This is a genomic window from Streptomyces sp. HD (assembly GCF_028369295.1).
GTDB lineage: Bacteria > Actinomycetota > Actinomycetes > Streptomycetales > Streptomycetaceae > Streptomyces.
This window is the reverse complement of record NZ_JAQMYP010000030.1, coordinates 78,174-104,770: the sequence shown is the minus strand read 5'-3', so window position 1 is coordinate 104,770 and position 26,597 is coordinate 78,174. Positions and strand designations below refer to the sequence as shown.

The window sequence follows — 26,597 nt, the reverse complement described above, 5'->3', positions numbered from 1 at the left end:
CCCCTCGCTCAGCCCGTGCGCCGACGGAGCAGGTGGTCGCGGGCCGCAGCGTCTCGCGGACCGCTGCGCTGCACCAGATTGGCCGCGATCCTGTCCTTGACCTCTTCGGTCCGGTGATTCGCGTACTTGAACTTGGCCCGTACGCCTGTCACTTCGAGCCGCACCCCGCGCAGCCCGGACAGCATGCGGCCGTACGGCACCTCGCCCACCGCGACGCGTGCCGAACCGCCCTCCGGCTGAAAGTGGCCGACCTGGCGATTGAGTAGCTCGGCCTTCTCGGCGGGGTCGTCCACGACATGGGCCCGGCACCGGAGTTGGACCGCTGCGTAGAAGCTGGTCGGTGTGCCATGCTCGGGCGGGTCCTCCGGTGCCGCCTGCCAGGGGCCGGGCACGTACACGTAGTCGTCGACCACGCTCAGGACCACCTCGGGGTCGGCCAGCAGCGCCGGCCATATCGGGTTGGGGCGGGCCAGGTGCGTCACGACCTCACCGTGCTCGGCGTCGTACACGAAGTGCAGCGGCTGGACATGCGGTGGCTCGCCGTCCAGGCCGTTGACGGCGAGCTGCCCGAAGTCGTGGACGGCCAGCCACTGCTGCCACTCCGCGTCGTCACGGGGCGCGTCCCAGGGGTGGACCAGCATCAGAGGGTTCCGAGGTAGTCGGGGAGCAGGGTGCCGGGGGCCAGGTCCGGGTCGCCGATCGGCGCCTCGTAGCCCTTGCGCAGCGGGACCACGCCGGCCCAGTGGGGGAGGGCGAGATCCTCGGGCTCGTCGTTCACGCCGCCGGTGCGGAGCTTGGCCGAGACCTCGTCGAGGTCGAGGCGGATCACGGCGGTGGCGGCCAGTTCCTTCTTGTTGGCGGGGCGGGAGTCGGCCGCCCGGCCGGGCACCACATGGTCGACCAGGGCATCGAGGGCGACCCGCTTCTCCTCCGGGTCCGTCACGTCGTACGCCATGCCGTGCACCACCACGGACCGGTAGTTGATCGAGTGGTGGAAGGCCGAGCGGGCCAGGATCAGCGCGTCGACATGCGTGACCGTCAGGCATACCGGCAGCCCCGGGTCCGCCTGGCCGGTCATCCGCAGCGGGCGCGAGCCCGTCGAGCCGTGCACGTAGAGCGTCTCGCCGACCCGCCCGAACAGTGTGGGCAGCACGACCGGCGCCCCGTCGCGCACGAAGCCGAGATGGCAGACGTAGGCCTCGTCGAGTATCGCGTGCACCAGTTCCTTGTCGTACGACGCCCGGTCCGCCGAGCGGGTGGGGACGGTGCGGTCGGTCGGCGTGTAGGCGGCGGTCGGCGACGTCGGCTGCGGGATCCCCTGCATTGCGCTCTCCATTGCACTAGTGCATAATATACTTTGTGCTAGGAGGATATCGGATCGAAGGGCGGCGCGCAGCCGAGATTGCGGCGAGCGTCGAGCGTGCGGTGGGTTCCGGGGAGCTGGAGCCGGGGCAACTGCTGCCGCCCATGCGGGAGTTGGCGACCGATCTGGGAGTGAATCCCAACACCGTCGCCGCCGCCTATCGCGTCCTGCGGGAGCGCGGGGTGATCGAGACCGCGGGCCGCCGGGGGAGCAGGGTGCGGCCCAGGCCCGCCACGACCGGGCGCGAGTACGTCCGGGTGGACGTGCCCGAAGGTGTGCGCAACGTGGCGAGCGGCAACCCCGACCCGGCGCTGCTGCCGTCGCTGGCGAAGGCCTTCGCGGCCGCGGCCGAGCAGTCCGACCGGGATCCGGTGCTCTACGGCGACGACCCCGTGGAGCCGGAGCTGGCGCGCATCGCGCGGGCCCAGCTGTGCGCCGACGGAGTGCCGGAAGGGCCGCTGGCGGTCGCCTCGGGATCGCTGGACGCCATCGAGCGCGTCCTCGTGGCCCACCTCAAGCCCGGTGACACCGTCGCCGTCGAGGATCCCGGCTGGGGCAGCCTCCTCGACCTCGTCCCGGCGCTCGGGCTGCGCATGGCCCCGGTCGGAGTCGACGACGAGGGCCCGCTGCCCGACGACGTCCGGGGAGCCCTCGACTCCGGGGCGCGCGCCCTGATCGTGACCGACCGCGTCCAGAACCCCACCGGCGCCGTGGTCGGCGCCGCACGCGCGCGTGCCCTGCGCACCGTGCTCCGGGACCATCCCGAGATCCTGCTGATCGAGGACGACCACGGCCACGGCATCGTCGACCTCCCCGTACACCCCCTCGCCGGCATCACCCGCCACTGGGCCTTCGTCCGCTCGGTCGCCAAGGCCTACGGCCCCGACCTGCGGCTCGCCGTACTCACCGGCGACGAGACCACCGTCGACCGGGTGCGCGGACGCCAGCGGCTCGGCGCCGGCTGGGTGAGCCGCCTGGTCCAGCGGGCCGTGGTGCGGCTGTGGACCGACGGTGCCGTCGACCCGGCGCAGGTGGCGGCGACGTACGGCAGACGCCGCGCCCTGCTGATCGACGCGCTGGCCGACCGCGGAGTCGAGGCCCATGGGCGCAGCGGCCTCAACGTCTGGATCCCGGTTCCCGACGAGACCGGCGCGGTGTCCCGCCTGCTCCACGCGGGCTGGGCGGTCGCGCCGGGCGCCCGCTTCCGCACGGGCTCACGGCCCGGAATCAGGATCACCACCTCGACCCTCACGGAGGAGGAGGCGGCCCCCCTGGCGGAGGCGGTGGCAACGGCGGTGGGCCCGGGTCCGACGAGGAGCTACGTCTAAAGCGTGTTGCAGAACTCGGACCGATCTCCAGAAAGCTGCTTCGAAGGCCCCGTCAGGACGGAGGAAATCGGCGCACAATCGGGCAGTTGATCTTGCCGCGGGTGGCCGGATCCTACTGTGATCGTCGTTCTGCAACAGCCTTTAGGGGGTGTTTTGAAAGTCCCGCACAGCACCCGCGGCGCCCGGCACGCTCCCCCACTGCCTTAAGGGCGTGGGAGGTGCCCCCACTCGCCGCACCGGCCAAAGGCCCAAGTAGCTCCGCTACGAGGGCCTTCGTCCGGCACGCCGAGGGCACGCACCGGCTGTGACACCAGCCGCTGCCGCGGCGGGCGCGGGCACCGCACGGGACTTTCAAATCACCCCCTAGGCGCGCCGTTTCACCTGGGTGAGCGCCGCGCCCGCCAGCACGATCACGGCCCCGACGGGCGTCGACCAGGCAAGGGACTCCCCGAGCACGGCAACGCCCGCAGCCGTGGCGATGACCGGGATGAAGTAGGTGACCATCTGCGCCGTGGTCGGCCCCACTTCCGCGACCAAGCCGTACTGGATCAACACCGCGAGTCCCGTCCCGAGCGCCCCCAGCGCCACGATCGCCAGCAGGGGCACGATCGACAGCTGTGTCGGGAGGGAGGTGAACAGCGGTGTGACAACAGCCAGTTGAACCGTCGCCAGCAGCAACTGCGCCCCGGTCAGCGACAGGTGCGACGCACTGGACCCGGCAAGCGTCCGGCGGACGTATATCCAGCCGATCGGGTAGCTCAACGACGCCAGCAACGCCATCGCCGTACCCGTCACGTCCAGCCCATGGAAGCCCTGCCATGCCCCGAGCACCGTCAGCACACCGAGGAACCCGATCCCCAGCCCGGCCACCCGCACCCGTGTGGGCCGGTCCTCCGACAGCGCGACCAGGGACAGGGCCATGCCCCACAGTGGCGAGGTCGCGTTGCAGATCCCCGCGAGCGTGGACGGAATCGTCAGCTCGGAGTACGCGAACAACGAGAACGGCAGCGCGTTCAGCAGAAGCGCGGCGACCGCCAGATGCCCCCACGTCCGCAACCCGCGCGGCAGCCGCTCCCGCTTCACCAGCATCGCTGCCGCCAGCACCGCCGCACCGAACACCAGCCGCCCCAGGGTGACCTGGAACGGAACGTATCCGTCTGTGCCCACCTTGATGAGCAGGAAGCTGAAACCCCAGATCAGGGAGAGGGCGGCGAAACGCAGCCGCCAGTCGAGGCGGCCACGGGGGCGAGAACGGACGACGGCTGCGGTCGCGGCCGTGTCGTGTGAGGAGCCCGAGGCGTGCGCGGAGTTCGCCGAGTGCGCGGAGGCGGTGGCGGTGGAAGCGGTGGTCATGGCGGCAACTCTGATACACACGATCTCGTAGCACAACCGAGATTTTTCGCCCGGTATCTCGTAGCATTGCTTACATGTTGAATCTGGAGCGCCTGCGCACCCTCGACGCCCTCGCCCGCCACGGCTCGGTCAGCGGCGCCGCCGAGGGGCTGCACATCACGACGTCCGCCGTGTCGCAGCAGATGTCCAAGCTGGAGCGCGAGATCGGCCAGCAACTCCTCGCCAAGAACGGCCGGGGCGTGCGGCTCACCGACGCCGGCCGGCTGCTCGCCGAGCACGCGGCCCGCATCCTGTCGCAGGTCGAGCTCGCCCAGTCCGATCTGGAGGCACAGCGCGGGCAGGTGGTCGGCGAGCTACGGCTGGTCGCGTTCCCCACGGCTCTGCGCGGACTGTTCCCGGCCGCGCTCGCCGCCCTGCGGGCCGAGCACCCGGCGCTGCGCCTGCGGTCGCGGGAGCTGGAGCCCGAGCGCGGAGTCGACGCGGTGATCCGGGGCGACGCCGACGTGGCCGTCGTCCTCGACTGGTACAACAAGCCCCTGCCCATGCCGGAGGGGCTCGCCAAGGCGCAGATCCTCGACGACCGCGTGGAGATCGCCATGCCCGAGGGGCACCGGCTCGCCGGCCGGAGCGAGGTCGATCTGGAGGACTTCGCGGGCGACGAGTGGGTCGCCTGGCCCGAGGGCGAGTTCTGCCACGAGTGGCTGCTCTACACTCTGCGCACCAAGGGCATCGAGCCGCTGATCGCCCATCGCGCGGAGGAGCATCACACCCAACTCGCGCTGGTTGCCGCCGGGTTGGGCGTCTGCGTCGCGCCCCGGCTGGGCCGCGACCCGATGCCGCCCGGGGTGCGGGCCGTGCCCGTGCGGCACCGGGTGCACCGGTACATCTACGCGGTGTGGCGGGCGGACGCCGACCGCCGCCCGTCGATCCGGGCCGCGGTGGAGGCCCTGCAGGCGGCGGCCGGGAGGATCGGCTGAAGGCCGGCCGTCCATACGGCGGCCTCCGGCACCCGGAATCCGGTCACACCTACCCCAGCTTCCGGAAGTCCCAGGACACGATCTTCGCGGGCGTCAGTCGTATCCAGGCGTGCCGCCCGTCGTGCGGCATCTCGTCGATCGCGAAGTTCTTGCGGGCGAACAGGGTCTCGGGCACGTCGAGTTCGGCCCGCAGCTCACCCACGCGCGGGATCTCGCCCACGAACTCGACCGTGCCGGACAGCTCGACGCCGCGCAGCTTCTCGTACTCCTCGCCTGTGTCGATCACGATCGCGACCCTGGGATCGCGGCGCAGATCGGTCCACCGCTTGCTGCGGACGACCGAGTACAGCCACAGCGAGTTGCCGTCCCAGGCGAACCACAGGGCGCTGACATGCGGGAAGCCGTCGGCGGACACGGTGGCGACGCGACAGGTGCGCTGCTCGGTGAGGAACTCGTCCAGCTCGCCGGGCGTCATCATGATCTTGCGGCCCCGGCGCTGAGTGACAGTCATGCGGCCCCCTCTTCTCTCACGTCGTGCCAGAGGAGAGATCCTCTGACATCACGTCAGAAAAGGATGGGTCGTCTTCCCTCCACACGCAATGGTGGTTCCGTCCACACGTGATGGTGGTTCCGTCCTCACGCGATGCTGGCTACGCTCACCGGCCCACGTCGCCGTCGGTCACAGGGGGATCCATGCCGTCGTACGCCGAACTCAGCGAACTCCTCGACCCCGCGACCACCGTCCTGCTCACCGTCGAGTGCCAGCAGGGCGTCGTCGGACCGGACAGCGCACTGCCCCAACTCGCCGAGGAGGCAAGGGCGTCGGGGGCTCTGGCCAACGTGGCCCGGCTGGTGGACGCGGCCCACGAGAACGGGGTCCAGGTGATCCACGCGATCGCCGAACGCCGCCCCGACGGCCGCGGCGCCAACCACAACGCCCGCCTCTTCCGCGCCGCCGAACGGCTCCCCGTCCAACAGCTGTCCGGTACCGAGGCGGTCCGCGTGGCGGCGCCGATCGAGGTCGCCGAGGAGGACCTGGTCGTACGACGGCTGCACGGGCTGTCGCCGATCCAGGGCACCGATGTCGACGCGCTGCTGCGCAACCTGGGCTGCCGCACGCTCGTGATCACCGGTGTCTCGGCCAATGTGGCCGTCCCCAACGCCGTGTTCGACGCCGTCAACCGCGGCTACACGGCCGTCGTACCCAAGGACGCCATCGCGGGGGTGCCCTCCGACTACACCCCCGCGATGATCCGCAACACCCTCGCATTGGTCGCCACGGTCGCGACCACGGACGAGGTGCTGGATTGCTTCAAGCGTTCGGGCCGGGTCAGGCCAGCGTGATCGAGTCGCCGGACACGCTGATCTGCTTGGCCGCCAGCGGCTCGGTCGCGGGCCCCTTCTTCACACTGCCGTCCAGCACGGAGAACTGGCTGCCGTGGCAGGAACAGGAGAGGGTGTCCTCCTTGAGGTCGATCATCGGGCAGTCCCGGTGGGTGCAGATCGTCGAGAAGGCCTTGAAGTCGCCCGCCGCCGGCTGCGAGACCACCACCTTCTGGTCGCTGAAGACCTTGCCCGAGCCCTGCGGGATGTCGGCGGTCTTCGCGAGCGCCGTGCCACCCGCGCCGCCACCCGCCGCACTGGTCGCACCGCCGCCGGCGGCGCCCTGTTCGGTGGACGAGCCGGACGCGTCGTCCTCCGACCCGCACGCCGTCAGCGCGACGGCGAGCCCCGCCGCGCCGACCGCCGCCACGACGGAACGGCGGCTGGGTTTCGACACCGGCTGAACTGATTCGCTGGTCATGCTGACGTTCCTTCCGGTCATTCGTGATCTGCCGAGGGATACGGTCCGTGTGGACCGGCTGTTCAGACGATGGGGGAATCCTGGCCCTGTCCGGCGCACGGATGGGTAAAGCGGAGCTGTCGGTTCACTGTCCGCAGCTGTCGGTCCGCTGTCGGCGCGAACCGGCCGCCGCCGGCCCCGGCCGACCCGGGCCACCGCCCCCGCGCCAGTAACCTGGGGCGATGCTCAAGGAAGTCATCGCGACCCGCTACATCACGCCCCTGCGTGAGGGCGGCTCGCTGCCGGGGCTCGTCGAGGCCGACGACTTCGGTACGTACGTCATGAAGTTCACCGGCGCGGGACAGGGCCGCAAGACGCTCGTCGCCGAGGTCGTCTGCGGTGAACTCGCCCGCAGGCTGGGCCTCAGGGTGCCCCGGCTGGTGACCGTGGAACTCGACCCCGTGCTGGGCCTCGGCGAACCCGACCAGCAGGTGCAGGAACTGCTCAGGTCCAGCGGGGGCACCAACCTCGGTATGGACTTCCTCTCCGGCGCCCTCGGCTTCGACCCCCTCGCCTTCCGGGTGAGCGCCGAGGAGGCCGGCCGGATCGTCTGGTTCGACGCGCTGGTGAACAACGTCGACCGGTCCTGGCGCAACCCCAACCTGCTGATGTGGCAGGGCGAGCTGTGGCTCATCGACCACGGCGCGACCATGATCTGGCACCACAACTGGCCCGGCGCACCGGCCTCGGCGGCGCGCCCCTACGACGCCTCCGACCACGCCCTCGCCCCCTTCGCACCCGATGTACGGGGCGCCGCCGCCGAGTTGGCACCGCAGGTCACCGAGGACCTGCTCGCCGAGGTGACCGCCGAGATCCCGGACGCCTGGCTGGCCGACGAGCCCGGCTTCGACACCCCGGACGACCTCCGGCGGGCCTATGCCGGACCGCTGCTGGCACGGGCCGCCGACGTCCATGAGCGCGTCACCGGAATCGAGGAGGGCAAGTGAGCGAGCGCCATGTCCACATGGCCGGCCATGTGGTCGAACGCCACATCATCCGGGGCGGCGAGTCGAACGACCGGGACGTCTTCGAGTACGCCGTCCTGCGCGTCGTGCCCCGCGTCGAACGCGGCGAGTGCATCAACGCGGGCGTGTTGGTGTACTGCCGGGCCCAGGGCTACGTGGGTGCCCGCACCCACCTCGACGAGGCGCGGCTGCTCGCTCTCGACCCGGACGCGGACGTGGCCGGCGTGCGGGCCGCACTCGGCGCCGTCGAGCGCGTCTGCGGCGGCAGCGAGGGGGCGGGGCAGGCCGCCGGGGACGACGCCGGCCGGCGCTTCCGCTGGCTGATCGCGCCCCGCTCCACGATCGTCCAGCCCGGGCCCGTGCACACCGGCCTCACGACCGATCCGGCGGCCGAGACGGAGCGACTGCTCGACCGGCTGGTGAAGTAGCGGATCGACGGAACGGATCGAAGGATCGGATCAGGGATCGGATCGAAGGATCGGATCGGGGATCGGATCAGGTAATGGATCACATGAGCGCGGTGGCCGTTGACACCGCGTGCCAGGACTTCTAGCGTCACGTCCATCGAAGGTACTAAGCGGTCGCTCACCTGAGGAGAGTCACTGATGTCCACCACTGAGCAGCGGGTCGCCGTGGTCACCGGCGGAGCGCGCGGCATCGGCGCCGCCACCGCCGTACGGCTGGCCGCCGAGGGCCACGCGGTCGCTGTGATCGACCTCGACGAGGCCGCCTGCAAGGACACCGTGGAGAAGATCACCGCGGCCGGCGGCAAGGCCCTCGCGGTCGGCTGCGACGTCTCCGACGAGGCCCAGGTCGAGGCGGCCGTCGCACGGATCGCCGACGAGCTCGGCGCCCCGACGATCCTGGTCAACAACGCGGGTGTGCTCCGCGACAACCTGCTGTTCAAGATGAGCGTCGCCGACTGGGACACCGTCATGAACGTGCACCTGCGTGGCGCCTTCCTGATGTCCAAGGCATGTCAGAAGCACATGGTGGACGCGGGCTTCGGCCGTATCGTCAACCTCTCCTCGTCCTCCGCGCTCGGCAACCGCGGCCAGGTCAACTACTCCGCCGCCAAGGCCGGCCTGCAGGGCTTCACCAAGACCCTTGCCAAGGAGCTCGGCAAGTTCGGCATCACCGCCAACGCGGTCGCTCCCGGCTTCATCGCCACCGAGATGACCAAGGCCACCGCCGACCGCGTCGGCATGGGCTTCGAGGACTTCAAGGCCGCGGCCGCCACCCAGATCCCGGTGGCCCGCGTCGGCGAGCCCGACGACATCGCCAACGCCATCGCCTTCTTCGCGGGCGAGGCGGCCGGATTCGTCTCCGGCCAGGTGCTGTACGTCGCCGGCGGACCGCTCGACTAGGAACCGGGAAGACACGGACATGACTGAACTGCCTGCACTCTCCGGCAAGGTCGCCCTCGTCACGGGCGCCAGCCGCGGTATCGGCTACGGCGTCGCCGAGGCGCTCGTCGCACGCGGTGACCGCGTCGTCATCACCGGCCGGGGCGAGGACGCCCTCAAGGAGGCCGTCGAGCGGCTCGGCGCCGACCGCGCCGTCTACGTGGCCGGCAAGGCCCACGACGAAGCCCACCAGGCCGTCGCCGTCGAGCGTGCCATGGAGGCCTTCGGCCGGGTCGACTACCTGGTCAACAACGCCGGCACCAACCCGGTGTTCGGGCCGCTCGCCGATCTGGACCTGGGCGTCGCCCGCAAGGTGTTCGAGACCAACGTGATCTCGGCGCTCGGCTTCGCGCAGAAGACCTGGCACGCCTGGCAGAAGGACAACGGCGGCGCGATCGTCAACATCGCCTCCGTCGCGGGCATCGCGCCCTCGCCGTTCATCGCCGCCTACGGCGTCAGCAAGGCCGCGATGATCAACCTCACCCAGCAGATGGCGCACGAGTTCGCGCCCAAGGTGCGGGTCAACGCGATCGCCCCGGCCGTCGTGAAGACCAAGTTCGCCCAGGCACTGTACGAGGGCCGGGAGGCGGAGGCTGCCGCGTCCTACCCGCTGGGCCGGCTCGGCGTGCCCTCCGACATCGGCGGCGCCGCCGCGTTCCTCACCTCGGACCAGTCCGACTGGGTCACCGGGCAGACGCTCGTCGTCGACGGCGGCATCTTCCTCAACGCCGGCGTCGGCTGACGCAGGGGACACCGGGACCGTCGCCGACACGGGCGCCGCTGGACATCAGCGGCGCCCGTGTCGACGTTTTTGAAGATCACTAAACCTTGACAACGTAGTCACCGCAAGAACGAACAAGTGCTCTATGAGACGGGAGGTCAAATCGCCGGAACACTGCGGTATCGTCTGCCGACCCTTGGTATGGCAGATCGAGGAGCGTGCGCGTGTTCAACCGGATCCGACGCCTGCGGCAGGTGGCGGCCATCGCGTCCATATCGTCCCTGGTGGCAGGGTGCGGCGTCCTCTCGTCCGATTCGACGGAGGAGAAGGGGCCGATCGTCGTGGGGACGACGGCAGCCCCCAGCACCCTTGATCCCGCCGCGTCCTGGGACAGCTCCTGGGAACTGTTCCGCAACATTTACCAGACGCTCCTCAGCTACCCCTCCGGCACGACGGCGCCCGAGCCCGACGCCGCCGAGAGCTGCCAGTTCACCGACAGCACGAACATGAAGTACAAGTGCGAGCTGCGCGAGGGCCTGAAGTTCTCCGACGGGCACGATCTCGACGCGCAGGCGGTCAAGTACTCGATCGACCGCATCCGCAAGATCAACGTCAACGGCGGCCCCGCCGGTCTGCTGGGCAGCCTCGACCGCGTCCAGGTGCTGAACGGCCGGGAGATCGTCTTCCACCTGAACAAGGCCGACGCGACCTTCCCGTTCGTGCTGGCCACCCCCGCCATGTCGATCGTGGACCCCGAGGACTACCCGGCCGACAAGCTGCGCGAGGGCGACGGCGTCGTCGGGTCCGGGCCGTACACCCTGGAGACCTACGACGAGGGGGAGAAGGCCGAGCTCGTCAAGTACGACGGCTACCAGGGCAACGCCGAGCGCAAGAACGGCGCGGTGACCATCCGCTACTTCCAGGACTCGCCGACCATGGTGGGCGCCCTGCGCGACAAGGAGCTCGACGTCGCCTTCCGCGGTCTCGCCGCCGACGACATCGTCGACCTCCAGGCCGACGACGATGACGAACTGCAGCTGATCGAGGGCTCCGGCACCGAGATCAACTACCTCGTCTTCAACCCCAAGGACCCCATGGCCGGCAAGACCGCCGTCCGCAAGGCCGTCGCCCAGGTCGTCGACCGTGCGGCGATCGCCCACAAGGTCTACAAGGACACCGTCGAGCCGCTGTACTCCATGGTCCCCAAGGGCCTGACGGGACACACCACGGGCTTCTTCGACGACTACGGTGACCCGAGCACCTCCAAGGCGCGCAAGATCCTCACCGAGGCGGGCATCTCGACCCCCGTCCCGCTCAACCTCTGGTACACCAGCGACCGCTACGGCTCCGCAACCAAGGGCGAGTTCGAGGAGCTGAAGAGCCAGCTGGAGGAGTCCGGCCTCTTCAAGATCACCCTCAAGAGCCGCCCCTGGAAGACGTACGTCACCGGCTACCAGAACGGCGAGTACCCGGTGTTCGGGCGTGGCTGGTTCCCCGACTTCCCGGACGCGGACAACTTCATCGCACCGTTCGTCGGCAAGCAGAACGCGCTCGGCACGCCCTACGTGGCACCCAAGATCACCGAGACCCTGCTGCCCAGCTCCCGGGCCCAGAGCGACCGCGCCAACGTGGTCAAGGACTTCGAGGAGGCCCAGAGCATCCTCGTGAACGACGCGCGACTGCTGCCGCTGTGGCAGGGCCGGCAGTACGTGGCCGCGAGCACGGAGATCTCGGGTGCGGAGCGGGCGCTGGACCCGTCGACGATCATGTTGGTGGGCGAGCTGTCGCGTAAGACCAGCTGGTAGTGGGCCCCATCGGCGGGGCGCGCTGGTGGAGCGGCCGGCCCGCCGGTGGAGCGGCCGGTCGGGATGTGCGGTCCGTGGAGCGATTGTCAGTGGTCGCCTGTAGGTTCTGAGACCTGGAAGCGACCCGTGGTCGTGGACCGCACATCGTCTGCCGCACACCGTAAGGAAGTTGACGTGACCGACACCGCCATGCTGCCCGAGTCCTGGCGCGGCGTTCTGGGCGACGAACTGCAGCAGCCCTACTTCAAGGAGCTGACGGAGTTCGTCGAGGAGGAGCGGGCGAAGGGCCCCGTCTACCCTCCGCGCGAGGAGGTCTTCGCCGCGCTGGAGGCCACGCCGTACGACCAGGTGAAGGTCCTCGTCCTCGGCCAGGACCCGTACCACGGCGAGGGCCAGGGGCACGGCCTGTGCTTCTCGGTCCGTCCGGGGGTGAAGACGCCGCCCTCGCTGCGCAACATCTACAAGGAGATGAAGGAGGAGCTCGGCCTCCCCGTCCCCGACAACGGCTATCTGATGCCCTGGGCCCAGCAGGGCGTCCTGCTGCTCAATGCGGTGCTCACGGTCCGCGCCGGTGAGGCGAACTCGCACAAGGGCAAGGGCTGGGAGAAGTTCACCGACGCGGTGATCCGCGCCGTGGCCGACCGGCCCGACCCCGCGGTGTTCGTGCTGTGGGGCAACTACGCTCAGAAGAAGCTCCCGCTCATCGACGAGACGCGGCATGTGGTGGTCAAGGGCGCGCACCCCTCGCCGCTGTCCGCGAAGAAGTTCTTCGGCTCCCGCCCGTTCACGCAGATCAACGAGGCCGTGGCCCAGCAGGGGCACGAGTCGATCGACTGGCGCATCCCGGACCTCGGCTGACCCGCCGCCCGGCCGGTCCGGCGGCGGACCGGCCCGCTGTCGTACGGAGCCGCCTGCCCCGGATCGCCGGTGGGGGCCGTTAGCGTCGGAGAGATCATCCGACGAGCCCGGAGGACGCGGTGGCGGAGCAACAGGAGCAGGCGGCGCCCGATGGGGTGCTGACCCGGATCGGGCAGGTCGTCATCCTCCATCACGCGGGCGACCGCGAGGAGGCACGACGCCGGCTGCTGGACCTGTGGACGGAGCTCGGCGAGGACGGCGACCCCCTGCACCGCTGCACACTGGCCCACTACCTCGCGGACACCCAGGACGACCCCTCGGACGAGCTCGCGTGGGATCTGCGGGCACTGACGGAGGCGGAGGGCGCCGGGGGCGGGCTCGCCGTGCGGGCGCTGTATCCCTCGCTGCATCTGAATCTCGCCGCCGACTACGTGAAGCTCGACCGCGTGGAGGCCGCGCGTGTGCATCTGCGCCGGGCTCGGGGCGCGGCGGGGGTGCTGGGGGACGACGGTTACGGGGACGGGGTGCGGGCGGAGATCCGGCGGTTGGAGGGGTGGTTGGGGGAGGGGCTCTAGGCGTCGGGGCCGTCTCCCGGCCCGCCCGGTCCACGCTGCTCGTCGCTCGTCGCTCGCGGCCCGTCGTCCGCGGCCGGACGCCCGTCGTCCGTCGCTCGCGACCCGACGCCCGTCGTCCGCGGCCCCACGCCCGTCGTCCGCGGCCCGTCGTCGTCCGACGTGCTCCGTGCGACGCCCTCCGCCCGTGGCTGAGCCGGGTGGGCGGGGCCGCGCGTCGGAGGGGCGGTGGTGCCGCCCCTGCCTCTCACTGGCCGTACGTCTGGTCGCAGATCCTCGACTCCGGGCTGTCTGACTTCCAGCCGCCGTACTTCCTGCCCATCGTGCAGACGTCCCCGTTCTTCGGCGCCTCCGGGCCGCCGACCGGCTCCGATACGGCCGGGGCCTTCGCCGGCGGTCGTTCCGGGACCTCGACGGTGGGACGGCCGGGTGCGTGGTGCTCGGGGCGGGTGTGCGGGCGGGGGCGTGGTGCCGGAGGTCCGGGCATCGGTGCGGCAGCGGACCGGGAGCGTGCGGTGGACGGCGTGGGCTCCGGGCGGCGGGACGGGCCGATGAGTGTCAGGGCCTCGCGGGCCGGTGCCTGCACGACCGGCTGTTCCGTCGGCCCGTCCGCCCGGGGCGCCGTCGGCCGGGACGGTGTCGGCGGCGGTGGGACGGGTACCGCCGACTGCTGGACCGTCGTACAGCCGGAGAGGGCCGAGACGGCCACGGTGACCAAGAGCGTTGCGGTGGTCGTCTTTCGATGCACGCGCGCAACTCTGGTGGTTCCGGGGGCCGTTGGGACCCAGGATGACGATAGGTTGATCCGCACGGGTGATCTCTGACCCCGTACGGGCGGCGCGCTCCCGTCCCGGCTGACGTCAGTCGCCCGTAGCGCCGTCGAGACGCTCGCGGACCAGGTCGGCGTGGCCGTTGTGGCGGGCGTACTCCTCGATCATGTGGGTGTAGATCCAGCGCAGGTTGAACTGCTCGCCGGTCCGTCGGCTCTTGCCCTCGGAGAGGTCGTCGAGGTCGAAGCGGGCCGCGTTGCGCCGGGCGGTCTCGATCTCGGACTGCCAGGTGGCGTACGCCTCCGCCCAGGTGTCCGACTCGGAGAGGTGGAACTCACCGTCCTGGTCCTCGTCGGTGTAGTAGATCGGGCCGGGGTCCTCGGCCGTGAGCACCTTGCGGAACCAGCCCCGCTCCACCTCCGCCATGTGCCGCACCAGCCCCATCAGGCTCAGTTCGGACGGTTCCACGGAGGCGGTCCTGAGCTGGGCGTCGGTCAGGCCCTCGCACTTCCAGGCGAGGGTCTGGCGGTGGTAGTCCAGCCAGCCCTCCAGCATCGTGCGTTCGCCGGCGGTGTTGGCGGGCTCTCGGCGTTCGGTTGTCATGCCCGCATCCTCGCTCAACGAGGGCGGGATCACGAGGAGTTTTCGCAGCCCCCGGGATCGCCCGGACCGAACATCCCGTCGAGCAACTCGCGCAGCCCCGCCCGGACTTCGTCGAGGCTCGGCACTTCGGTGCCGTAGGACCCGGCCACACAGCTGAACATCAGCCCGTCCACCCAGGCGACCAGGGACAGTACGTGCCGGGCCGGGTCGGGCGACCCCATCGCGGTGACCAGGGCGGTGAGCCGGTCGCGGAAGCGGGCGCCCTTGGCGTCGAAATAGGTGCGCAGCTCGGGGCGGCGCGTGGCCTCCAGGGCCAGTTCGTAGCGGGCGAGGGTGAGTTCGCGGCCGTGGGCCAGAGCGCGGTGCGTCGCCAGGGCCAGGCCGTTCACCAGTGAGTCGAGGCCGCCGCGCGGGTCGGGCATCTTCTCCGGCATCAGGACGCGGGCCTCGCGGTCGGCGAGCCGCCGCACTGTCAGTTCCAGCAGCGCCTGCCGGGTGCGGGCGACGTTCGACGTGGAGCCCGGGGGGAGTCCGGCCGTCTCGTCGACGGCCCGGTGGGTGAGCCCCCGCATTCCGCGATCGGCGAGCAGGGCGAGGGCGGTGTCGGCGACGAGATCGGCACGGGAGCCGCCGGCGGTGCGTACGGGCATGGAGATCAACCTACCCGTCGTACTACGCCTGTAGTGAAGTCGGCTTGCTGCTCTACCTACCAGACTGTCCCGCACCTGGTGACCAGCCGCCCTCGTCCAAAGGCCAGTTGAGCCGTCATGGCTCCTGCTTCTCCCGCGCCGCGACTCGTGGCTGCGGCCGCCGGGACCCGGTGGCGACGTCAGGTCACCGGTAGCGTGCCCGGCCCACCGCCGCGGCTGTGGTCAGGGGCACGGTCAGGACTGCGGCCAGCCAGAACATGGGCCGGTAGTCGTGTGCCTGAGCGGTGGGGGCGGCCAGCCAGCTGGCCAGGGCGCTGCCCACATAGAGGGCTACGCCGAACATGGCCACGCCGGTCGCGCGGGCCGTCGGGGACAGGGCCGTTGCCCACGACTGGATCGTGGAGTGCATGAAGGACCAGCCGCCACCGAGGAGCAGTGCGACGATGACGACCACGCCGGTGGCCTGACTGTACCCGGCGAGCAGGTACGCCAGCGCCATCTGCACACCGCCGGCCACGATCAGGCCCACCGGGGACCACAGCCCGACGAGCCGCTTGACCACCTGCGCCGCGGCCATGGAACCGACCCCGTACAGGGCCGCGACCGCGCCGGCCAGGCTGGTGGGAACTCCATGTGCTTCGAGGGCCGGGGCCAGATAGGTCAGGAAACCGAGCAGCACCGCCCCTTCCAGCAGGGCCACCGCCATGACGTACCAGTGCCACGGCGAGGACAGGACCACGCGGAACGGGGCCAGTAGCGACCCGGAGGGTGCCCGCTCGGGCTCGGGCAGGCGGCGCAGGGCCACCGCCAGGTAGGCGGCGAGGAAACCGGGCAGGGCGAACACCAGTCGCCAGCTGAGGTAGTGCGCCAGCGCCCCGGCGACGACCGTGGCCACGGCGGTGCCCAGCGCGAAGGCCGTCATCAGCTCGCTGAGGGGCCGCTGCCGGATCGCGGCGGGCACCGTGTCGCCCACGTACGTGAGGGAAGCGGCGATGGAGGCGGCGAAGAAGGCCCCGGCCAGGGCGCGGGCCCCGATCAGGACGGGGGCGTTGGGAGCGAGGGCCGAGGCGAAGGCGGCCAGCGCCGCGCCGGTCAGCGACACCCGCATCACCCACACGCGGCCCCATCGGTCGCTGGCCACCCCCCACACCGGCTGCATCAGCCCGTAGGTGAGGTAGTAGATGCTTGCTGCCAGGACCACGGTGGGGAGCGGGACCCCGAGCCGCGGTCCGATGAGAACCATCATGGGCGCGATGCAGAAGCGGTCGAAATTGCTGACGAAGCCGGCGGTGCGCAGCAATCGCAAGGAGGACGCGGGCAAAGTCGCCACCGGGGTCGACGCGGTGGTGGTCACGAGGGAGACGCTCCCTTCCGAGGGGCTCGACGAGAATCGGGTGACAGAGGCGGACCGACCTGGACGGATGCGGTCCGGCACCAGTTCAGCACCGGGCCCCTGGGGGCGGAGGTCGCTGGCTATTACCATCACTCACACCCTGCCGGTCCGGCTCCGCGCCCGGTGGCGGCACTATCAGAAGACGGCGCCCGCGTTGGGGCGGACGCCCGCCGTCCGGAGGAGAGGCACGAGGCAGTGAGCAGCGCACGCACGCCGCCCGGCGCGTTCCCCCACCGCGAACTGGGGGCCTTCCTGCGCTCGCGCCGTGAACGGCTGACGCCTGCAGAAGTGGGGTTGCCGGACGGGCCGGGCCGCCGGACACCAGGACTGCGCCGGGCCGAAGTGGCGGAACTCGCCGGCATCAGCATGTCCTGGTACACGTGGCTGGAGCAGGGACGAGTGCGCACCTCGGAGCAGGTGCTGCGCGCGGTGGCGCGGGTGCTGCGCCTGGAGGCCGCGGAGACCGCCCACGTACTGTCGTTCGTGGAGGAGAACAGACAGCCCGCCGACCCTCCCACCTGGGTGTCGCCGAACCTGCACAGCCTGGTGCAGGCCATGGCACCGCACCCGGCCGTGGTGCTCGATCCGCGCTGGGACCTGCTGGCCTGGAACGCGGCGTACGCCGCGCTGCTGACCGACCCGGCGCGGCTGCATCCCAAGCAGCGCAATCTTCTCTGGCTGGTGTTCCGCTGGCCGCCGGCCCGCACGCTGCTCGCCGACTGGGAGGACGAGGCCCGCGCGCTGCTCGGCCAGTTCCGCTCCCGGGCCGCTCGCCGGCCGCACGATCCGCGATTCGCCGAACTCGTCGACGAGTTGCTGTCCGACTCCGACGCGGCCCGTTGGTACGAGCGCCGGGAGACCGCCGGATTCCAGCCCTCGGTCCGCCGCTTCAGCCATCCGGACGTGGGCGAACTGCGGCTGCGGTACGTGAAGCTGGCCGCGGTCGACGAGCCCGGTCATCACTTCCTGGCCTACCTGCCCGATGACCGGGCTTCCGAAGATGCCCTGCGGCGCCTGCAGGGAAACGAGTGAGCCCCGGGGCCCCGGCAGTTGCGGGACGCGGGACCGCGGGGACTCACCTCGGTGATGCGCACCGCGCGGCCCGATCAGCCGGACAGCACGGCCTTCAGGACGGCGCCCGCCGCGACGTCGGCCAGGGCGTCTTCGTGGTTTTGCAGCGGATAGACCGTCACCATGCTCTCCAGGTCGAAGCGTGCGGCGAGGGCGGGCAGCAGCCGCACGTATTCGACGAGGTGAGCGCCGGTGAAGGCCCACGAACCGATCACGTCGAGCTGCCGGTACACGATCTGGTGCGGGTTGAGCCTGGTGTCGCCCGCGTCGGTGTACTGGCCGATGACCAGGTAGGAGCCGCCCCTGCGGGCCAGGGTCAGGCCCTGGGCCACGGCGTCGGGGACCCCGGCGCACTCGATGACCAGATCGGCGCCGTCCGGGCCGGCGGCGGACCGTGCCTCGCGCAGCACCGCCTCGGGATCCGGGGCGTCCACGATGTTCAGGTGCACGTCTCCGATGCCGGCGGCGGCCGCAGCGGCCAGCCGCCGCTCGGGGCCGCCCACGACGATGACACGTGCCGCCCCGGCCAGTTGGGCGAAGGCCGCAGCGGCCAGTCCGACCGGGCCGCTGCCCTGGACGATGACCGTCTCTCCCAGGCGCACGGGCCGTCGTTCGTACAGGGCGTGCACGACCGTGGGACCGGCGCAGGCCAGGGCCATCGCCGCCGTGGCGGACACGCCCGGCGCCGCACGCACCACGGTGGTGCCCGGCTGGAGGACGATGTGGTCCGCCCACGAGCCCGCGAGGGCCACGTCGTCGGTGATGGCTCGGTTGACGCCGTAGGTGCGCCGGTTCTGGCAGAGGGTGGGTTCGCGGTGCAGCCGGCACGGGGGACACTGGCCACAGGCGATGGAGGAGGCCCACATCACCGCGTCGCCGACCGCCAGTTGCTCGCCCAGGGCGTCCCGGCCGCCGTCCGGGCCGAGTTCGAGGACGGTGCCGTACCCCTCGTGGCCGAGGACCAAGGGGGTCGGTATGGGGAGATGTCCCTGCTGGAGGTGCAGGTCCGTCCCGCAGATCCCGCCGTGGAGGCGGTCGAGGACCATCCCGCCCGCGGGTGCCGGCGGTACGGGGAACTCCCGGAGCACGGGCGGAGTGCCGAACCGCTCCAGCACGACTGCCTGTCCGGTGCGTCCCGTCACGCGGTCACCATCCCCAGGTCGTCGGAGAAGCGGCGGGCCAGGGGCCGCAGGGGCGCGGTGTCGCGGCACACGACGTAGTCGGGCCGGGGTTCGCCGTGCGGGCGGGGCGGGTTGGAGCAGGCGTTGTACGTGGCGATCAGCAGGCGACGGGCCCAGGGCGACATGTTGGGCGCGGAGCCGTGCACGATCTCCGGTGAGAAGAGCACCACCGAACCGGCGGGGCCCTTCGGGCTGGTCATGCCGTGCCGGTCCACCAGGCCGGCGAGTTGCTCCGGGGTCAGGGATATGTCGTCGGGATCGAGGTGCTGGGCCGACTTCGCGTCGCCCTTGCGGTCCCGGTGCACCAGTCCGTCGCGGTGGGAGCCGGGCAGGAAGATCACCGGACCGTTGAACTCGTTGACGTCGTCCAGGAAGACGCCGATGTTGACCTGGAGCGGGGCCGGCAGGCCGTCGGCGATCCGCCAGGCCAGGTAGTCCTGGTGCCACGCCCACTTGTCGCCGCCGAACGCCGGCTTGGCGTTGATCTTGAACTGGTAGACGTAGACATCCTCAGGCAGCAACTGCCGCACCGCCGGCAGGATCCGCGGATCGCGCACCAGGCCGCCGTACTCCCGCTGCCGCTGGTGCGAGGCGTAGACGGCCCGCACCTGGCTGCCGCCGTCCTCGGTGACGAGGTGCGGACCGGGCGCCACGCAGTCACGCTCGAAGGCCTCGGTCAACCGCCGTACCTCGGCGCTGTCGAGCAGCGATTCCATGAGCAGAAATCCATTGTCGTGGTATTCGTCGACCTGCTGCTGGGTCAAAAGCATGGGTGATCCTTCGTTCGAGGGTGGGGGCGGTGCACTCAGCCCATGAAATGGCCGCCGTCGACCACGAGTTGCTGCCCGGTGACGTACCGGCTGTGGTCGCTGACCAGGTATTCCAGGGCGTCGGCGATGTCCTCCGGGGTACCGGTGCGGCCCTGCGGAATGGTGGCCAGCACCTCCTGGAGGCGTTGCGGATCGTCGAGGCCGTAGCGCTCGACGACCTCACGGGTGTCGGTGAAGCCGGGCAACAGCGCGTTGACCCGGACATGAGGGGCCAGTTCGAGCGCCAGGCACTTGGTGAGCTGGAGCAGGCCCGCTTTCGCCGCGCAGTAGTTCGCGCCCGACCTGCGGGGCCTGATGGCCGTGGTGGCGGCGATGTTGACGATCGTGCCGCGCCGGGCCTTCACCATGGCCGGGGCCAGCGCACGGGTGAGGTGGAACGGGCCGGAGAGGTTGGTCGCCAGCACCTCCTCCCAGTCCTGTTCGGCCATCTCCACAAAGGGCCGGTCCCGGTTGATACCGGCGTTGTTGACCAGCACGGCGGGCGGCCCGTACCGGTGGAGGATGCGGGTCCCGGCCGCACGGATCTCGGCGGGGCGAGAGAGATCGACGCGCAGGGCGACCAGCTGACCGCCGCCGGCGCGTTCGGCCTCGGCGGCCGCCTTGGCGTCGCCCCGGTACAGAGCGATCACCTGATGTCCCAGCGCGATGAGCCGCCGGCTGAAGGCGGCACCGATGCCCCGGGTGCCACCGGTCACCACGGCGAGCGGCCTCGCCGGCTCAGCCGCCGTCACACCCTGGTCCCGTCGGCCGGTACGTCTCCGCGCAGCAGCCCGAATCCGGCGGGTACGTCGGCGGGGTCGTCGCCGCGCTGCACGATGCGGTTGTCGGCGTCGACGAAGACGACGCTGGGGACGAACGCACGTGCCTGGACGTCGGCCATGTCCGCGTAGGAGATGATGATCACCCGGTCGCCGGGGCTGATCAGCCGGGCGGCGGCGCCGTTGATGCCGATGACACCCGAACCGGCGGGGCCCTCGATGACGTACGTGGACAGCCGGTTGCCGTTCTCGATGTCCACGACGTCGACCTTCTCGCCGGGCAGCAGATCGGCGGCCGCCATCAGCTCCGTGTCGATGGTCAGGGACCCCACGTAGTGCAGGTCCGCCTGGGTGACGGTGGCGCGGTGGATCTTTGATTTCATCATGGTGCGCTGCATGAGCGTGTCGCTTTCTCGTAGGGATGAGGTGGGGGGAGTGGGACAGGGGGGGCGGTCAGGCCTCGGACGGCCAGGGGGCGAACCGGCGCCGGCCGTAGAGCAGGGGCGCGGGGTCCGTGGTCCGTACCTCGCTGCGCAGGACGTCACCGACGACGATGGTGTGGTCGCCGCACGGGTACAGGGCGGCGACCCGGCACTCCGCGACCGCGTGGGCGTCGTCGCCCAGAACCGGCAGCCCGGTGGCCGGTCCGGACTGCCAGGACACCTGCCCGAACCGGTCCGCGGTGCGGCTGGTGAACACCTCCGCCGCGTCACGGCCGTCCGCGTGCAGCATGTTGACCACGAACGCGCCCCGTGCGGTGAGCACCGGGAGCGTGCGCCCGCCGTGGGCCGCGCACACCAGCAGGCGGGGCGGGTCCAGCGACACCGAGCACAGCGCGGTGCACGTGAACCCGTACGGCACTCCGTCCTCGTCGGCGGTGGTGACGACGGCCACCCCGCCGGGATGGGAGGCCATCAGGGTGCGGAAGGCGGTCGCGGCCAGGGCGGTCTCGTCCGCCACCGGCGTCACCATGCGAAGGCCCGGGCGTCGTAGAGGTTGACCCCGACCGCCGCCTTGCCGATGTACTCCAGGCAGTCGTACGGCTTGGCCGGCATCACGGAGGCGAACGAGGCCTCCCTGATCAGCCGCTCCAGTGGCTGGGAGCGGCTGACCGCGGCGGAGCCGCACAAACGCGTGGCGTCCTGGGCCAGTTGCGGCCCGACCTCGCCGATCAGGTACTTGGCCGCGTGCACCAGGGCGTTGGTCTCCAGGCTGCCACGCTCGTGGTCCACGCGTTCACCTGCCTCGTGGACGAGTGCGCGCGCGGCGCGCAACCGCACCGACATCCGCCCCAGTTCGTGCTGGACCACGGGCGACTCGGCGCGGGAGGGCTGCGCCGTCACACAGCGGACCGTGTAGTCGAAGACGGCCTCGGCGATGCCCAGGTAGGCGGCGGCGTAGCCGGCCACCATCCAGTGGGGTTCGCGCACCACCTTGAACAGGGACATGCCCTCCACGCCCAGATACAGCCGGGAGCGCGGTATGACGACGTCGGTGAGGGTCATCGGCGCGGTGCTCGTCCCGTACATCGCCGACAGGCTGTGCACCTGCCCGAAGGCGACGCCCGGGTCGTCGGCGGCGACGACGAAATGAGAGACCTCCGCCGTGTCTTCGGGCCCTTCGGCGGCAGCGGCCACCACGTAGTAGTCGGCGACACCCGCGAGGGAGACGAACGACTTCGCCCCGTTGAGGACGTAGTGCTCGCCGTCGTCCGTGAGCCGGTAACGCGTGGTCATGCCGCGCAGCCGGGCACCGCGACCGGTCTCGGAGGTGGCGGACGCGAAGAGCTTGCGGCCGTGCACCACCTCGTCCTGCATCCAGGTACGGAACCTGTCGGCGGCGGGCGGCAGCGGGGTACCGGCCGAGTCGGCGAGCGCCCCCAGCACGACGTGGTGCATGTTGAAACCGACGGCCGCGGCGCCGTTGTAGGACCCCAGCGTGGCCAGGAGCTTCCAGTACTCTCCGAAGCTCAGCCCCAGGCCGCCCGCGTCACGCGGGACCAGCGCGCCGAGCAGGCCCGATTCGCGCAGGACGGCGTAGGGCCGGCCCAGGTCGACGAGCCCGGCGTCGACGTCGGCGGCCAGCGGGGCCAGCGCCTCGCCGGCCTCCGCGGCCCGCTTGAGGACGTCGTCCGGATGGATCGGTGTCATCGTGCTCCTCGGATCAGTTCTCGACGGGCAGGCCGAGCTGGCGGGCGACGCCCACCCTCAGCAGGTCGTTGGGTCCCGCGTAGGTGAGGGCCGCCAGCGGGCCGAGGGGGTCGGCCGTCAGGCCGCTGTCCGGCACGAAGGCGCGTACGCCCGCCAGCGCGGTGGCGTGCTCGGTCATCCGCACGTAGTCCTCGGAGACCGAGATCTTCGTCAGGGCCGCCTCGGCGGCGAGCTGCCGTGCGGTGGTGCCCGCGTCCAGGGCGGCGGCCAGCGTGTAGAGCTGGATCCGCGAGCGGTGCAGCGCCATCGCCATGTCGCTGACACGGGCGGCCACTTGGTGACTGGCCCCCATCGGGCGGCCGAAGTGCTCCCGCTCGCGGGCCCACCGCGCCGTACGCTCCAGCAGCAGTCGCATGGGCCCGAGCGCGTATCCGAGGATCAGGGCGCGTTCCCAGGCGGTGGTGGCCGACATGATGCCCAGTCCGGAGCCCTCCTGGCCGATGACCGCCGTGGCCGGCAGCCGGGCACCGTCGAAGAGCAGTTCACCCATGGGCGCAGTGGGCAGGGCCGTCTTGTCGAAGGTCTCGCCTCGCGAGACGCCCGGGGTGTCCAGCGGCACCAGGAAGGCGGTCAGGGCGAACGGCGTACGTCCTTGCGCGGTGCGGGCGAAGACGATGGCGAGGTCCGCGACGGGCGCCGCGGTGACGAAGGCCTTCGCCCCGGTGAGGACGTAACCGTCCTGGTCGCGCTCGGCGCGGCTCGCCATCGACAGCGGGTCGCTGCCGCCCGAGCGCTCGGTCAGCGCGTGGCACAGCAGCGTCCGGCCGTCCTCGACGGCTTCCGTGATGTCCTGGTCCCGCGTCGACAGGGCGGTGCGCAGGGGGTGTTGCATGCCGAAGAGCTGTGACGTCAGCGCGTAGCACAGCCCGGGGTCGACCCCCGCGAGACCGATACCCTCGATCGCCGCCAGGCCGCGCGTGACCGGTCCGGGCCCGTCCGGGCCGCCGCCGGTCCGGCGCAGTACCCCGAGTCCGGCCAGCGTGCGCCACTGCGCACGGAAGTCGTCCCCCGCGGTCTTGTCGGCCACCTCCGCCGCCAGGTCGCGGTATTCGTCGACGACGCGCTCGGCCGGTGCCGGGGCACAGCGCAGCAGCCGGGTCAGTGCGTCGTTCATGCCCGCGTCCCGCTCGGTGCGTTGCGTACGACCGCCCAGAGGGCCTGCGGGGTACGGAAGTTGGCGGCGACGATCTCGGTCTCGGGCAGCTCGATACCGGCCTGCTTGCCGAGCGCCGCGACGATCTCCATGATCGCCAGTGAGTCGAGCAGTCCCCGCTCCAGCAGCGGTGTGTCCGGGGCCAGGGTCTGCGGCTCCTCGCCGCGTGCCCACGTGATCCTGCTCTGGATGAGGGCGCAGAGGTCTTCGACGCTGTTGATCGCTGTCATGCCGGGTTCTCCTGAAGGGTGTTGAGAGGGGTCGTCGCGGCCGGGGCCGCGGGCGGGAGCGGGACGGCCGGAACGCCCTCGGACAGGGCGCGGCGGTCGACCTTGCCGCTGATGGTCAAGGGCAGGGAGGGCACCGGGACGATCCGGTCGGGCAGCATGCGGGGCGGCAGCGCGGCGCGCAGCTCCGCGAGCAACTCCCGTTCGGTGGCGGTGGTCTGGGCGTACACCCAGATCTCTCCGGCGTGGTCGCCGGCCCTGGCCACGGCCGCGGCCGTGGCGACCTGCGGAAGATCGAGTGCGGCGCTCTCGATGTCGAGCAGGTCGATGCGATGGCCCCGGCGCTTGACCTGGAAGTCGCGGCGTCCGCGCAGGAACACCCGGCCGTCGGCGGTGATCCGGCCCAGGTCGCCGCTGGCGTAGGCGCGGCGCACGACACCGTCGCGGAAGGGCACCCGCACGGTCGGGTCGGTGAGCCGCCCGTCGCGCAGATAGCCCTGGAAGACGGTGGGACCGGCGATGTGGATCTCGCCCTCGCCGTCGGTGGGGCGGCCGTCGTCGTCCAGCACCTCGATGTGCACGCCGCCGATGCCCCGGCCGATGGTCAGTTCCTGGTCGGCCGTCCAGTTCCGCGGCATCCGGTAGTAGGTGCAGGCGTTGGTCTCGGTGGGGCCGTACAGGTTGTAGAAGGGCCGGTCGCCGAGCAGGTGGAGGTACTGCTCCAGCAGGTGCGGCGCGAAGGGTTCCCCGCCGAAGGCCGCGATCCGCAGGGTGGGGGGCAGCGCGTCGGCGATCCCGCCCTGCTGGAGCAGGTTGTGGTAGAGGGAGGGCACCGCCATGAACGCGGTGATCCGCTGCTCGTTCAGCCAGGTGACGACGTCCCGGGGGAAGGAGCGCAGCATGTCGGGCAGCAGCACGACGCACGCTCCGGCCGCGGCCGCGCTGTACAGGTCGAAGGTGGTCAGATCGAAGGTGAGCGCGGCCTGCGACCCGATGCGGTCGACGGGCGTGAGCTCGAACTCGGCGGCCGCCCACAGCGCGTAGTGGGCGACGTTCTCGTGGGAGAGCAGTACCCCCTTCGGCCAGCCCGTGCTGCCGGACGTGAAGAGGATGTAGCCGCCGCGGTCGACCGGCGCCGGGAGCGTCGCGGGCTGCTCGGCGGGGCTGAGGACCTCCAGGGCGACGAGCCCGTGGTCGAAGTCCCGCTCTCCATGAGGGTGTTGGTCGCCTCCCGACGCGGAACCGAGGGCCTCCGAAGCGGAACCGAGGCCCTCCGAAGCGGAACCGAGGCCCTCCGACACGGCACTGCGGGCCTCGGCCGCGGCACGGCGGGCGGCCGTGCGGAACCGCTCCGTGGTGAGCAGCAGGGAGATGCCCGCGTTGCGCAGCATCCGGCCCGTGCGCAACGGAGGATCAGCGACATCCAGCGGGGCGACCACGGCACCGGCGCGCAAAGCCGCATAGAGCGCGATGACGGTCGCCGGAGTCTTCGGCGCGTAGACGCCGACCCGCTGTCCCGGGCGCAGGCCGGAGGCCGTCAGCTCGGCGGCGAGTGCGCAGACCGCCTGCTCCAGCTCGGCGTACGTCCAGCTGTCACCCTGCCCGACGAGGGCGGGCCGTTCGGGGTGACGCCGGGCGGCGTCGGCGAGCAGGTCGTCCAGCCGCGGTGTGGTGGTGTTGATCGTCATCGTGCACCTCCGGTGGCGGGCAGCCCTGTTGCGTGCTCGGCGAGAAAACCGGTGATGGTGTCGATGACGAGGTCGGGGCGGACGAGGTGCGGGTAGTGGTCGACCCCTTCGGGCACCACCCGTTGCACGGGACCGCGTACTGCCCGCTGGAGTGCGTCGAGCTGGCCGAGCGTGCCGTACTCGTCACGGTCGCCCTGGATCATGAGGACCGGTGCGGTGACGTCCAGGTCGTCCTCGATGGACCAGGTGCGGAACTCGTCGGACAGCCAGAGCTCGCTCCAGTTCGTGAACACGCCGCGCGGGTCGTCGTGGACCAGGGCGAGCTTCCGGTACAGCGGTCCCGCTTCGTAGGCGGCACGCGCGGCCTCGATCCCCGTGCGGTTCGCTTCCTCGAAGTACAGGTGCGGCCCCATGACCACCACGGCCTCGGCCGGCCGGACCGACGCGTACAGCAGCGCCGTGGAGCCGCCGTCGCTGTGACCGACCAGGACCGGGTTGTCGATGCCGAGTACGTCGAGCAGTTCGGGCAGGAACACCTGACCCTGCTCGTGCATGTAGCGCGCTGTGTGAGGGGACTTGGCGGGGCCGGAGCCACCGTTGCCGGGACGTGAGTAGACCAGGGCCCGGCGTCCGGTCGCGGCGGCGACGGCTGCCGGGAAGCGGCCCCAGGCGGCGACGCAGCCGAGGCCGCCGTGCAGGAAGACGAGTGGCGAACGGGACGGGTCGCCGTCAATAAGGACATGCTCGATCGGGCCGTGTCGGGTGTCTGCTATCGGCACATCAATTCCTTCGACAAGAGGGTGTCTGCCCGGTTTTCGGCAGGGCAGATTTCCCGGTGTCCGTTTTGCCGATAAATAGAGCACACCGGATCA

General features: G+C 71.2%; 30 protein-coding genes. 11 read left to right on the top strand and 19 right to left on the bottom strand.

All coding sequences use genetic code 11. The features are described 5' to 3' along the window. Positions 1-8: 8 nt before the first annotated feature. Both POF73_RS27520 and POF73_RS27515 read right to left on the bottom strand, forming a co-directional pair. Positions 9-641: an FMN-binding negative transcriptional regulator gene (locus tag POF73_RS27520; protein WP_272120714.1), complete on the bottom strand. Its 633-nt coding sequence runs from the start codon at positions 639-641 to the stop codon at positions 9-11. Beyond that, positions 641-1,324 carry a pyridoxamine 5'-phosphate oxidase family protein gene (locus tag POF73_RS27515; RefSeq protein WP_272120712.1) on the bottom strand — a complete coding sequence of 228 codons (684 nt, stop codon included), beginning with the start codon at positions 1,322-1,324 and terminating at the stop codon, positions 641-643. Before POF73_RS27515 ends, POF73_RS27520 begins: the two co-directional genes overlap by 1 nt. 35 nt (positions 1,325-1,359) lie before the next feature. Here POF73_RS27515 and POF73_RS27510 point away from each other — a divergent pair, with 35 nt between their 5' ends. Then, complete coding sequence (locus POF73_RS27510; protein ID WP_272120709.1) at positions 1,360-2,691, top strand: aminotransferase class I/II-fold pyridoxal phosphate-dependent enzyme; 1,332 nt, start codon at positions 1,360-1,362, stop codon at positions 2,689-2,691. A 363-nt stretch (positions 2,692-3,054) separates the two neighbouring features. Here POF73_RS27510 and POF73_RS27505 read toward each other — a convergent pair whose 3' ends face one another. Next, positions 3,055-4,044, bottom strand: a complete 990-nt coding sequence (locus POF73_RS27505) for a DMT family transporter (RefSeq protein WP_272120707.1) — start codon at positions 4,042-4,044, stop codon at positions 3,055-3,057. A 74-nt stretch (positions 4,045-4,118) separates the two neighbouring features. Here POF73_RS27505 and POF73_RS27500 point away from each other — a divergent pair, with 74 nt between their 5' ends. Continuing rightward, on the top strand, positions 4,119-5,021 hold the full coding sequence (locus tag POF73_RS27500; RefSeq protein ID WP_272120704.1) for a LysR family transcriptional regulator: 903 nt from the start codon (positions 4,119-4,121) through the stop codon (positions 5,019-5,021). Positions 5,022-5,070: 49 nt separating this feature from the next. Here the strand turns inward: POF73_RS27500 and POF73_RS27495 are convergent, their stop codons facing one another. Continuing rightward, positions 5,071-5,532, bottom strand: a complete 462-nt coding sequence (locus POF73_RS27495; protein ID WP_272120702.1) for a pyridoxamine 5'-phosphate oxidase family protein — start codon at positions 5,530-5,532, stop codon at positions 5,071-5,073. Positions 5,533-5,714: 182 nt separating this feature from the next. On the opposite strand from POF73_RS27495, the gene POF73_RS27490 reads away from it, so the two are divergent. Then, positions 5,715-6,365, top strand: coding sequence for a cysteine hydrolase (locus POF73_RS27490; RefSeq protein WP_272120700.1), 651 nt, complete (start codon positions 5,715-5,717; stop codon positions 6,363-6,365). On the opposite strand, the gene POF73_RS27485 is transcribed toward POF73_RS27490, so the two are convergent. Further along, entirely contained in the window at positions 6,352-6,825 is a 474-nt protein-coding gene (locus POF73_RS27485) for a Rieske (2Fe-2S) protein (RefSeq protein ID WP_272120697.1), read from the bottom strand. The two genes, POF73_RS27490 and POF73_RS27485, sit on opposite strands and share 14 nt — an antisense overlap. Positions 6,826-7,046: 221 nt before the next feature. On the opposite strand from POF73_RS27485, the gene POF73_RS27480 reads away from it, so the two are divergent. The 7 genes from POF73_RS27480 (at position 7,047) to POF73_RS27450 (ending at position 13,194) form a co-directional block, all read left to right on the top strand. Then, positions 7,047-7,811: a HipA family kinase gene (locus tag POF73_RS27480; RefSeq protein WP_272120694.1), complete on the top strand. Its 765-nt coding sequence runs from the start codon at positions 7,047-7,049 to the stop codon at positions 7,809-7,811. Then, entirely contained in the window at positions 7,808-8,257 is a 450-nt protein-coding gene (locus POF73_RS27475; RefSeq protein ID WP_272120691.1) for a DUF3037 domain-containing protein, read from the top strand. The genes POF73_RS27480 and POF73_RS27475 overlap by 4 nt, the downstream gene beginning before the upstream one ends. A 177-nt stretch (positions 8,258-8,434) precedes the next feature. Continuing rightward, positions 8,435-9,196 carry a 3-oxoacyl-ACP reductase FabG gene (fabG, locus tag POF73_RS27470; protein ID WP_272120688.1) on the top strand — a complete coding sequence of 254 codons (762 nt, stop codon included), beginning with the start codon at positions 8,435-8,437 and terminating at the stop codon, positions 9,194-9,196. Positions 9,197-9,215: 19 nt separating this feature from the next. Next, the gene (locus tag POF73_RS27465) at positions 9,216-9,977 is read left to right on the top strand and encodes an SDR family oxidoreductase (protein ID WP_272120686.1); all 762 of its coding nucleotides are present in this window, start codon (positions 9,216-9,218) and stop codon (positions 9,975-9,977) included. Positions 9,978-10,180: 203 nt separating this feature from the next. Then, complete coding sequence (locus POF73_RS27460) at positions 10,181-11,761, top strand: ABC transporter substrate-binding protein (RefSeq protein WP_272120684.1); 1,581 nt, start codon at positions 10,181-10,183, stop codon at positions 11,759-11,761. 174 nt (positions 11,762-11,935) lie between these two features. After that, the gene (gene ung / locus POF73_RS27455; protein WP_272120681.1) at positions 11,936-12,619 is read left to right on the top strand and encodes a uracil-DNA glycosylase; all 684 of its coding nucleotides are present in this window, start codon (positions 11,936-11,938) and stop codon (positions 12,617-12,619) included. A gap of 119 nt (positions 12,620-12,738) precedes the next feature. Beyond that, positions 12,739-13,194, top strand: a complete 456-nt coding sequence (locus POF73_RS27450) for a hypothetical protein (RefSeq protein ID WP_272120678.1) — start codon at positions 12,739-12,741, stop codon at positions 13,192-13,194. 244 nt (positions 13,195-13,438) lie between these two features. Here the strand turns inward: POF73_RS27450 and POF73_RS27445 are convergent, their stop codons facing one another. From POF73_RS27445 to POF73_RS27430, 4 genes are all read right to left on the bottom strand, one after another. Beyond that, complete coding sequence (locus POF73_RS27445) at positions 13,439-13,939, bottom strand: hypothetical protein (protein WP_272120675.1); 501 nt, start codon at positions 13,937-13,939, stop codon at positions 13,439-13,441. 112 nt (positions 13,940-14,051) lie between these two features. Further along, a complete protein-coding gene (locus POF73_RS27440) occupies positions 14,052-14,564 on the bottom strand; it encodes a DinB family protein (protein ID WP_272120673.1) in 513 nt (170 codons plus the stop codon). 29 nt (positions 14,565-14,593) lie between these two features. Then, entirely contained in the window at positions 14,594-15,214 is a 621-nt protein-coding gene (locus POF73_RS27435) for a TetR/AcrR family transcriptional regulator (RefSeq protein WP_272120669.1), read from the bottom strand. Positions 15,215-15,398: 184 nt separating this feature from the next. Further along, a complete protein-coding gene (locus tag POF73_RS27430) occupies positions 15,399-16,568 on the bottom strand; it encodes an MFS transporter (RefSeq protein WP_272120667.1) in 1,170 nt (389 codons plus the stop codon). Between the two features lie 234 nt (positions 16,569-16,802). Between POF73_RS27430 and POF73_RS27425 the strand changes: the two genes are divergently transcribed. Further along, positions 16,803-17,639, top strand: coding sequence for a helix-turn-helix transcriptional regulator (locus POF73_RS27425; RefSeq protein WP_272120664.1), 837 nt, complete (start codon positions 16,803-16,805; stop codon positions 17,637-17,639). Between the two features lie 74 nt (positions 17,640-17,713). Here POF73_RS27425 and POF73_RS27420 read toward each other — a convergent pair whose 3' ends face one another. From POF73_RS27420 to POF73_RS27375, 10 genes are read right to left on the bottom strand one after another with little or no spacing between them, the layout of a single operon-like run. Continuing rightward, complete coding sequence (locus POF73_RS27420; protein ID WP_272120661.1) at positions 17,714-18,820, bottom strand: zinc-binding dehydrogenase; 1,107 nt, start codon at positions 18,818-18,820, stop codon at positions 17,714-17,716. Beyond that, positions 18,817-19,629 carry a phytanoyl-CoA dioxygenase family protein gene (locus tag POF73_RS27415; RefSeq protein ID WP_272120659.1) on the bottom strand — a complete coding sequence of 271 codons (813 nt, stop codon included), beginning with the start codon at positions 19,627-19,629 and terminating at the stop codon, positions 18,817-18,819. The genes POF73_RS27420 and POF73_RS27415 overlap by 4 nt, the downstream gene beginning before the upstream one ends. Before the next feature lie 35 nt (positions 19,630-19,664). After that, the gene (locus POF73_RS27410; RefSeq protein ID WP_272120655.1) at positions 19,665-20,420 is read right to left on the bottom strand and encodes an SDR family NAD(P)-dependent oxidoreductase; all 756 of its coding nucleotides are present in this window, start codon (positions 20,418-20,420) and stop codon (positions 19,665-19,667) included. Then, positions 20,417-20,845, bottom strand: a complete 429-nt coding sequence (gene panD / locus POF73_RS27405; protein ID WP_272120652.1) for an aspartate 1-decarboxylase — start codon at positions 20,843-20,845, stop codon at positions 20,417-20,419. The genes POF73_RS27410 and panD overlap by 4 nt, the downstream gene beginning before the upstream one ends. A gap of 55 nt (positions 20,846-20,900) precedes the next feature. Then, a complete protein-coding gene (locus POF73_RS27400; RefSeq protein WP_272120649.1) occupies positions 20,901-21,407 on the bottom strand; it encodes a flavin reductase family protein in 507 nt (168 codons plus the stop codon). Between the two features lie 5 nt (positions 21,408-21,412). Further along, a complete protein-coding gene (locus tag POF73_RS27395) occupies positions 21,413-22,597 on the bottom strand; it encodes an acyl-CoA dehydrogenase family protein (RefSeq protein WP_272120647.1) in 1,185 nt (394 codons plus the stop codon). Positions 22,598-22,610: 13 nt separating this feature from the next. Next, complete coding sequence (locus tag POF73_RS27390) at positions 22,611-23,771, bottom strand: acyl-CoA dehydrogenase family protein (RefSeq protein WP_272120645.1); 1,161 nt, start codon at positions 23,769-23,771, stop codon at positions 22,611-22,613. Next, positions 23,768-24,040 carry an acyl carrier protein gene (locus POF73_RS27385; RefSeq protein WP_272120643.1) on the bottom strand — a complete coding sequence of 91 codons (273 nt, stop codon included), beginning with the start codon at positions 24,038-24,040 and terminating at the stop codon, positions 23,768-23,770. Before POF73_RS27385 ends, POF73_RS27390 begins: the two co-directional genes overlap by 4 nt. Then, on the bottom strand, positions 24,037-25,725 hold the full coding sequence (locus tag POF73_RS27380; protein ID WP_272120641.1) for an amino acid adenylation domain-containing protein: 1,689 nt from the start codon (positions 25,723-25,725) through the stop codon (positions 24,037-24,039). Before POF73_RS27380 ends, POF73_RS27385 begins: the two co-directional genes overlap by 4 nt. Beyond that, positions 25,722-26,504: an alpha/beta fold hydrolase gene (locus POF73_RS27375; protein WP_272120638.1), complete on the bottom strand. Its 783-nt coding sequence runs from the start codon at positions 26,502-26,504 to the stop codon at positions 25,722-25,724. The genes POF73_RS27380 and POF73_RS27375 overlap by 4 nt, the downstream gene beginning before the upstream one ends. Positions 26,505-26,597: the final 93 nt, after the last annotated feature.

Excerpts from the sequence above, each read along its gene's own strand:
- POF73_RS27520 (WP_272120714.1), bottom strand. The coding sequence starts at position 641 with ATGCTGGTCCACCCCTGGGACGCGCCCCGTGACGACGCGGAGTGGCAG.
- POF73_RS27515 (WP_272120712.1), bottom strand. The coding sequence starts at position 1,324 with ATGCAGGGGATCCCGCAGCCGACGTCGCCGACCGCCGCCTACACGCCG.
- POF73_RS27505 (WP_272120707.1), bottom strand. The coding sequence starts at position 4,044 with ATGACCACCGCTTCCACCGCCACCGCCTCCGCGCACTCGGCGAACTCC.
- POF73_RS27500 (WP_272120704.1), top strand. The coding sequence starts at position 4,119 with ATGTTGAATCTGGAGCGCCTGCGCACCCTCGACGCCCTCGCCCGCCAC.
- POF73_RS27495 (WP_272120702.1), bottom strand. The coding sequence starts at position 5,532 with ATGACTGTCACTCAGCGCCGGGGCCGCAAGATCATGATGACGCCCGGC.
- POF73_RS27490 (WP_272120700.1), top strand. The coding sequence starts at position 5,715 with ATGCCGTCGTACGCCGAACTCAGCGAACTCCTCGACCCCGCGACCACC.
- POF73_RS27485 (WP_272120697.1), bottom strand. The coding sequence starts at position 6,825 with ATGACCAGCGAATCAGTTCAGCCGGTGTCGAAACCCAGCCGCCGTTCC.
- POF73_RS27480 (WP_272120694.1), top strand. The coding sequence starts at position 7,047 with ATGCTCAAGGAAGTCATCGCGACCCGCTACATCACGCCCCTGCGTGAG.
- fabG (WP_272120688.1), top strand. The coding sequence starts at position 8,435 with ATGTCCACCACTGAGCAGCGGGTCGCCGTGGTCACCGGCGGAGCGCGC.
- POF73_RS27465 (WP_272120686.1), top strand. The coding sequence starts at position 9,216 with ATGACTGAACTGCCTGCACTCTCCGGCAAGGTCGCCCTCGTCACGGGC.
- POF73_RS27440 (WP_272120673.1), bottom strand. The coding sequence starts at position 14,564 with ATGACAACCGAACGCCGAGAGCCCGCCAACACCGCCGGCGAACGCACG.
- POF73_RS27435 (WP_272120669.1), bottom strand. The coding sequence starts at position 15,214 with ATGCCCGTACGCACCGCCGGCGGCTCCCGTGCCGATCTCGTCGCCGAC.
- POF73_RS27415 (WP_272120659.1), bottom strand. The coding sequence starts at position 19,629 with ATGCTTTTGACCCAGCAGCAGGTCGACGAATACCACGACAATGGATTT.
- panD (WP_272120652.1), bottom strand. The coding sequence starts at position 20,845 with ATGCAGCGCACCATGATGAAATCAAAGATCCACCGCGCCACCGTCACC.
- POF73_RS27395 (WP_272120647.1), bottom strand. The coding sequence starts at position 22,597 with ATGACACCGATCCATCCGGACGACGTCCTCAAGCGGGCCGCGGAGGCC.
- POF73_RS27390 (WP_272120645.1), bottom strand. The coding sequence starts at position 23,771 with ATGAACGACGCACTGACCCGGCTGCTGCGCTGTGCCCCGGCACCGGCC.
- POF73_RS27385 (WP_272120643.1), bottom strand. The coding sequence starts at position 24,040 with ATGACAGCGATCAACAGCGTCGAAGACCTCTGCGCCCTCATCCAGAGC.
- POF73_RS27380 (WP_272120641.1), bottom strand. The coding sequence starts at position 25,725 with ATGACGATCAACACCACCACACCGCGGCTGGACGACCTGCTCGCCGAC.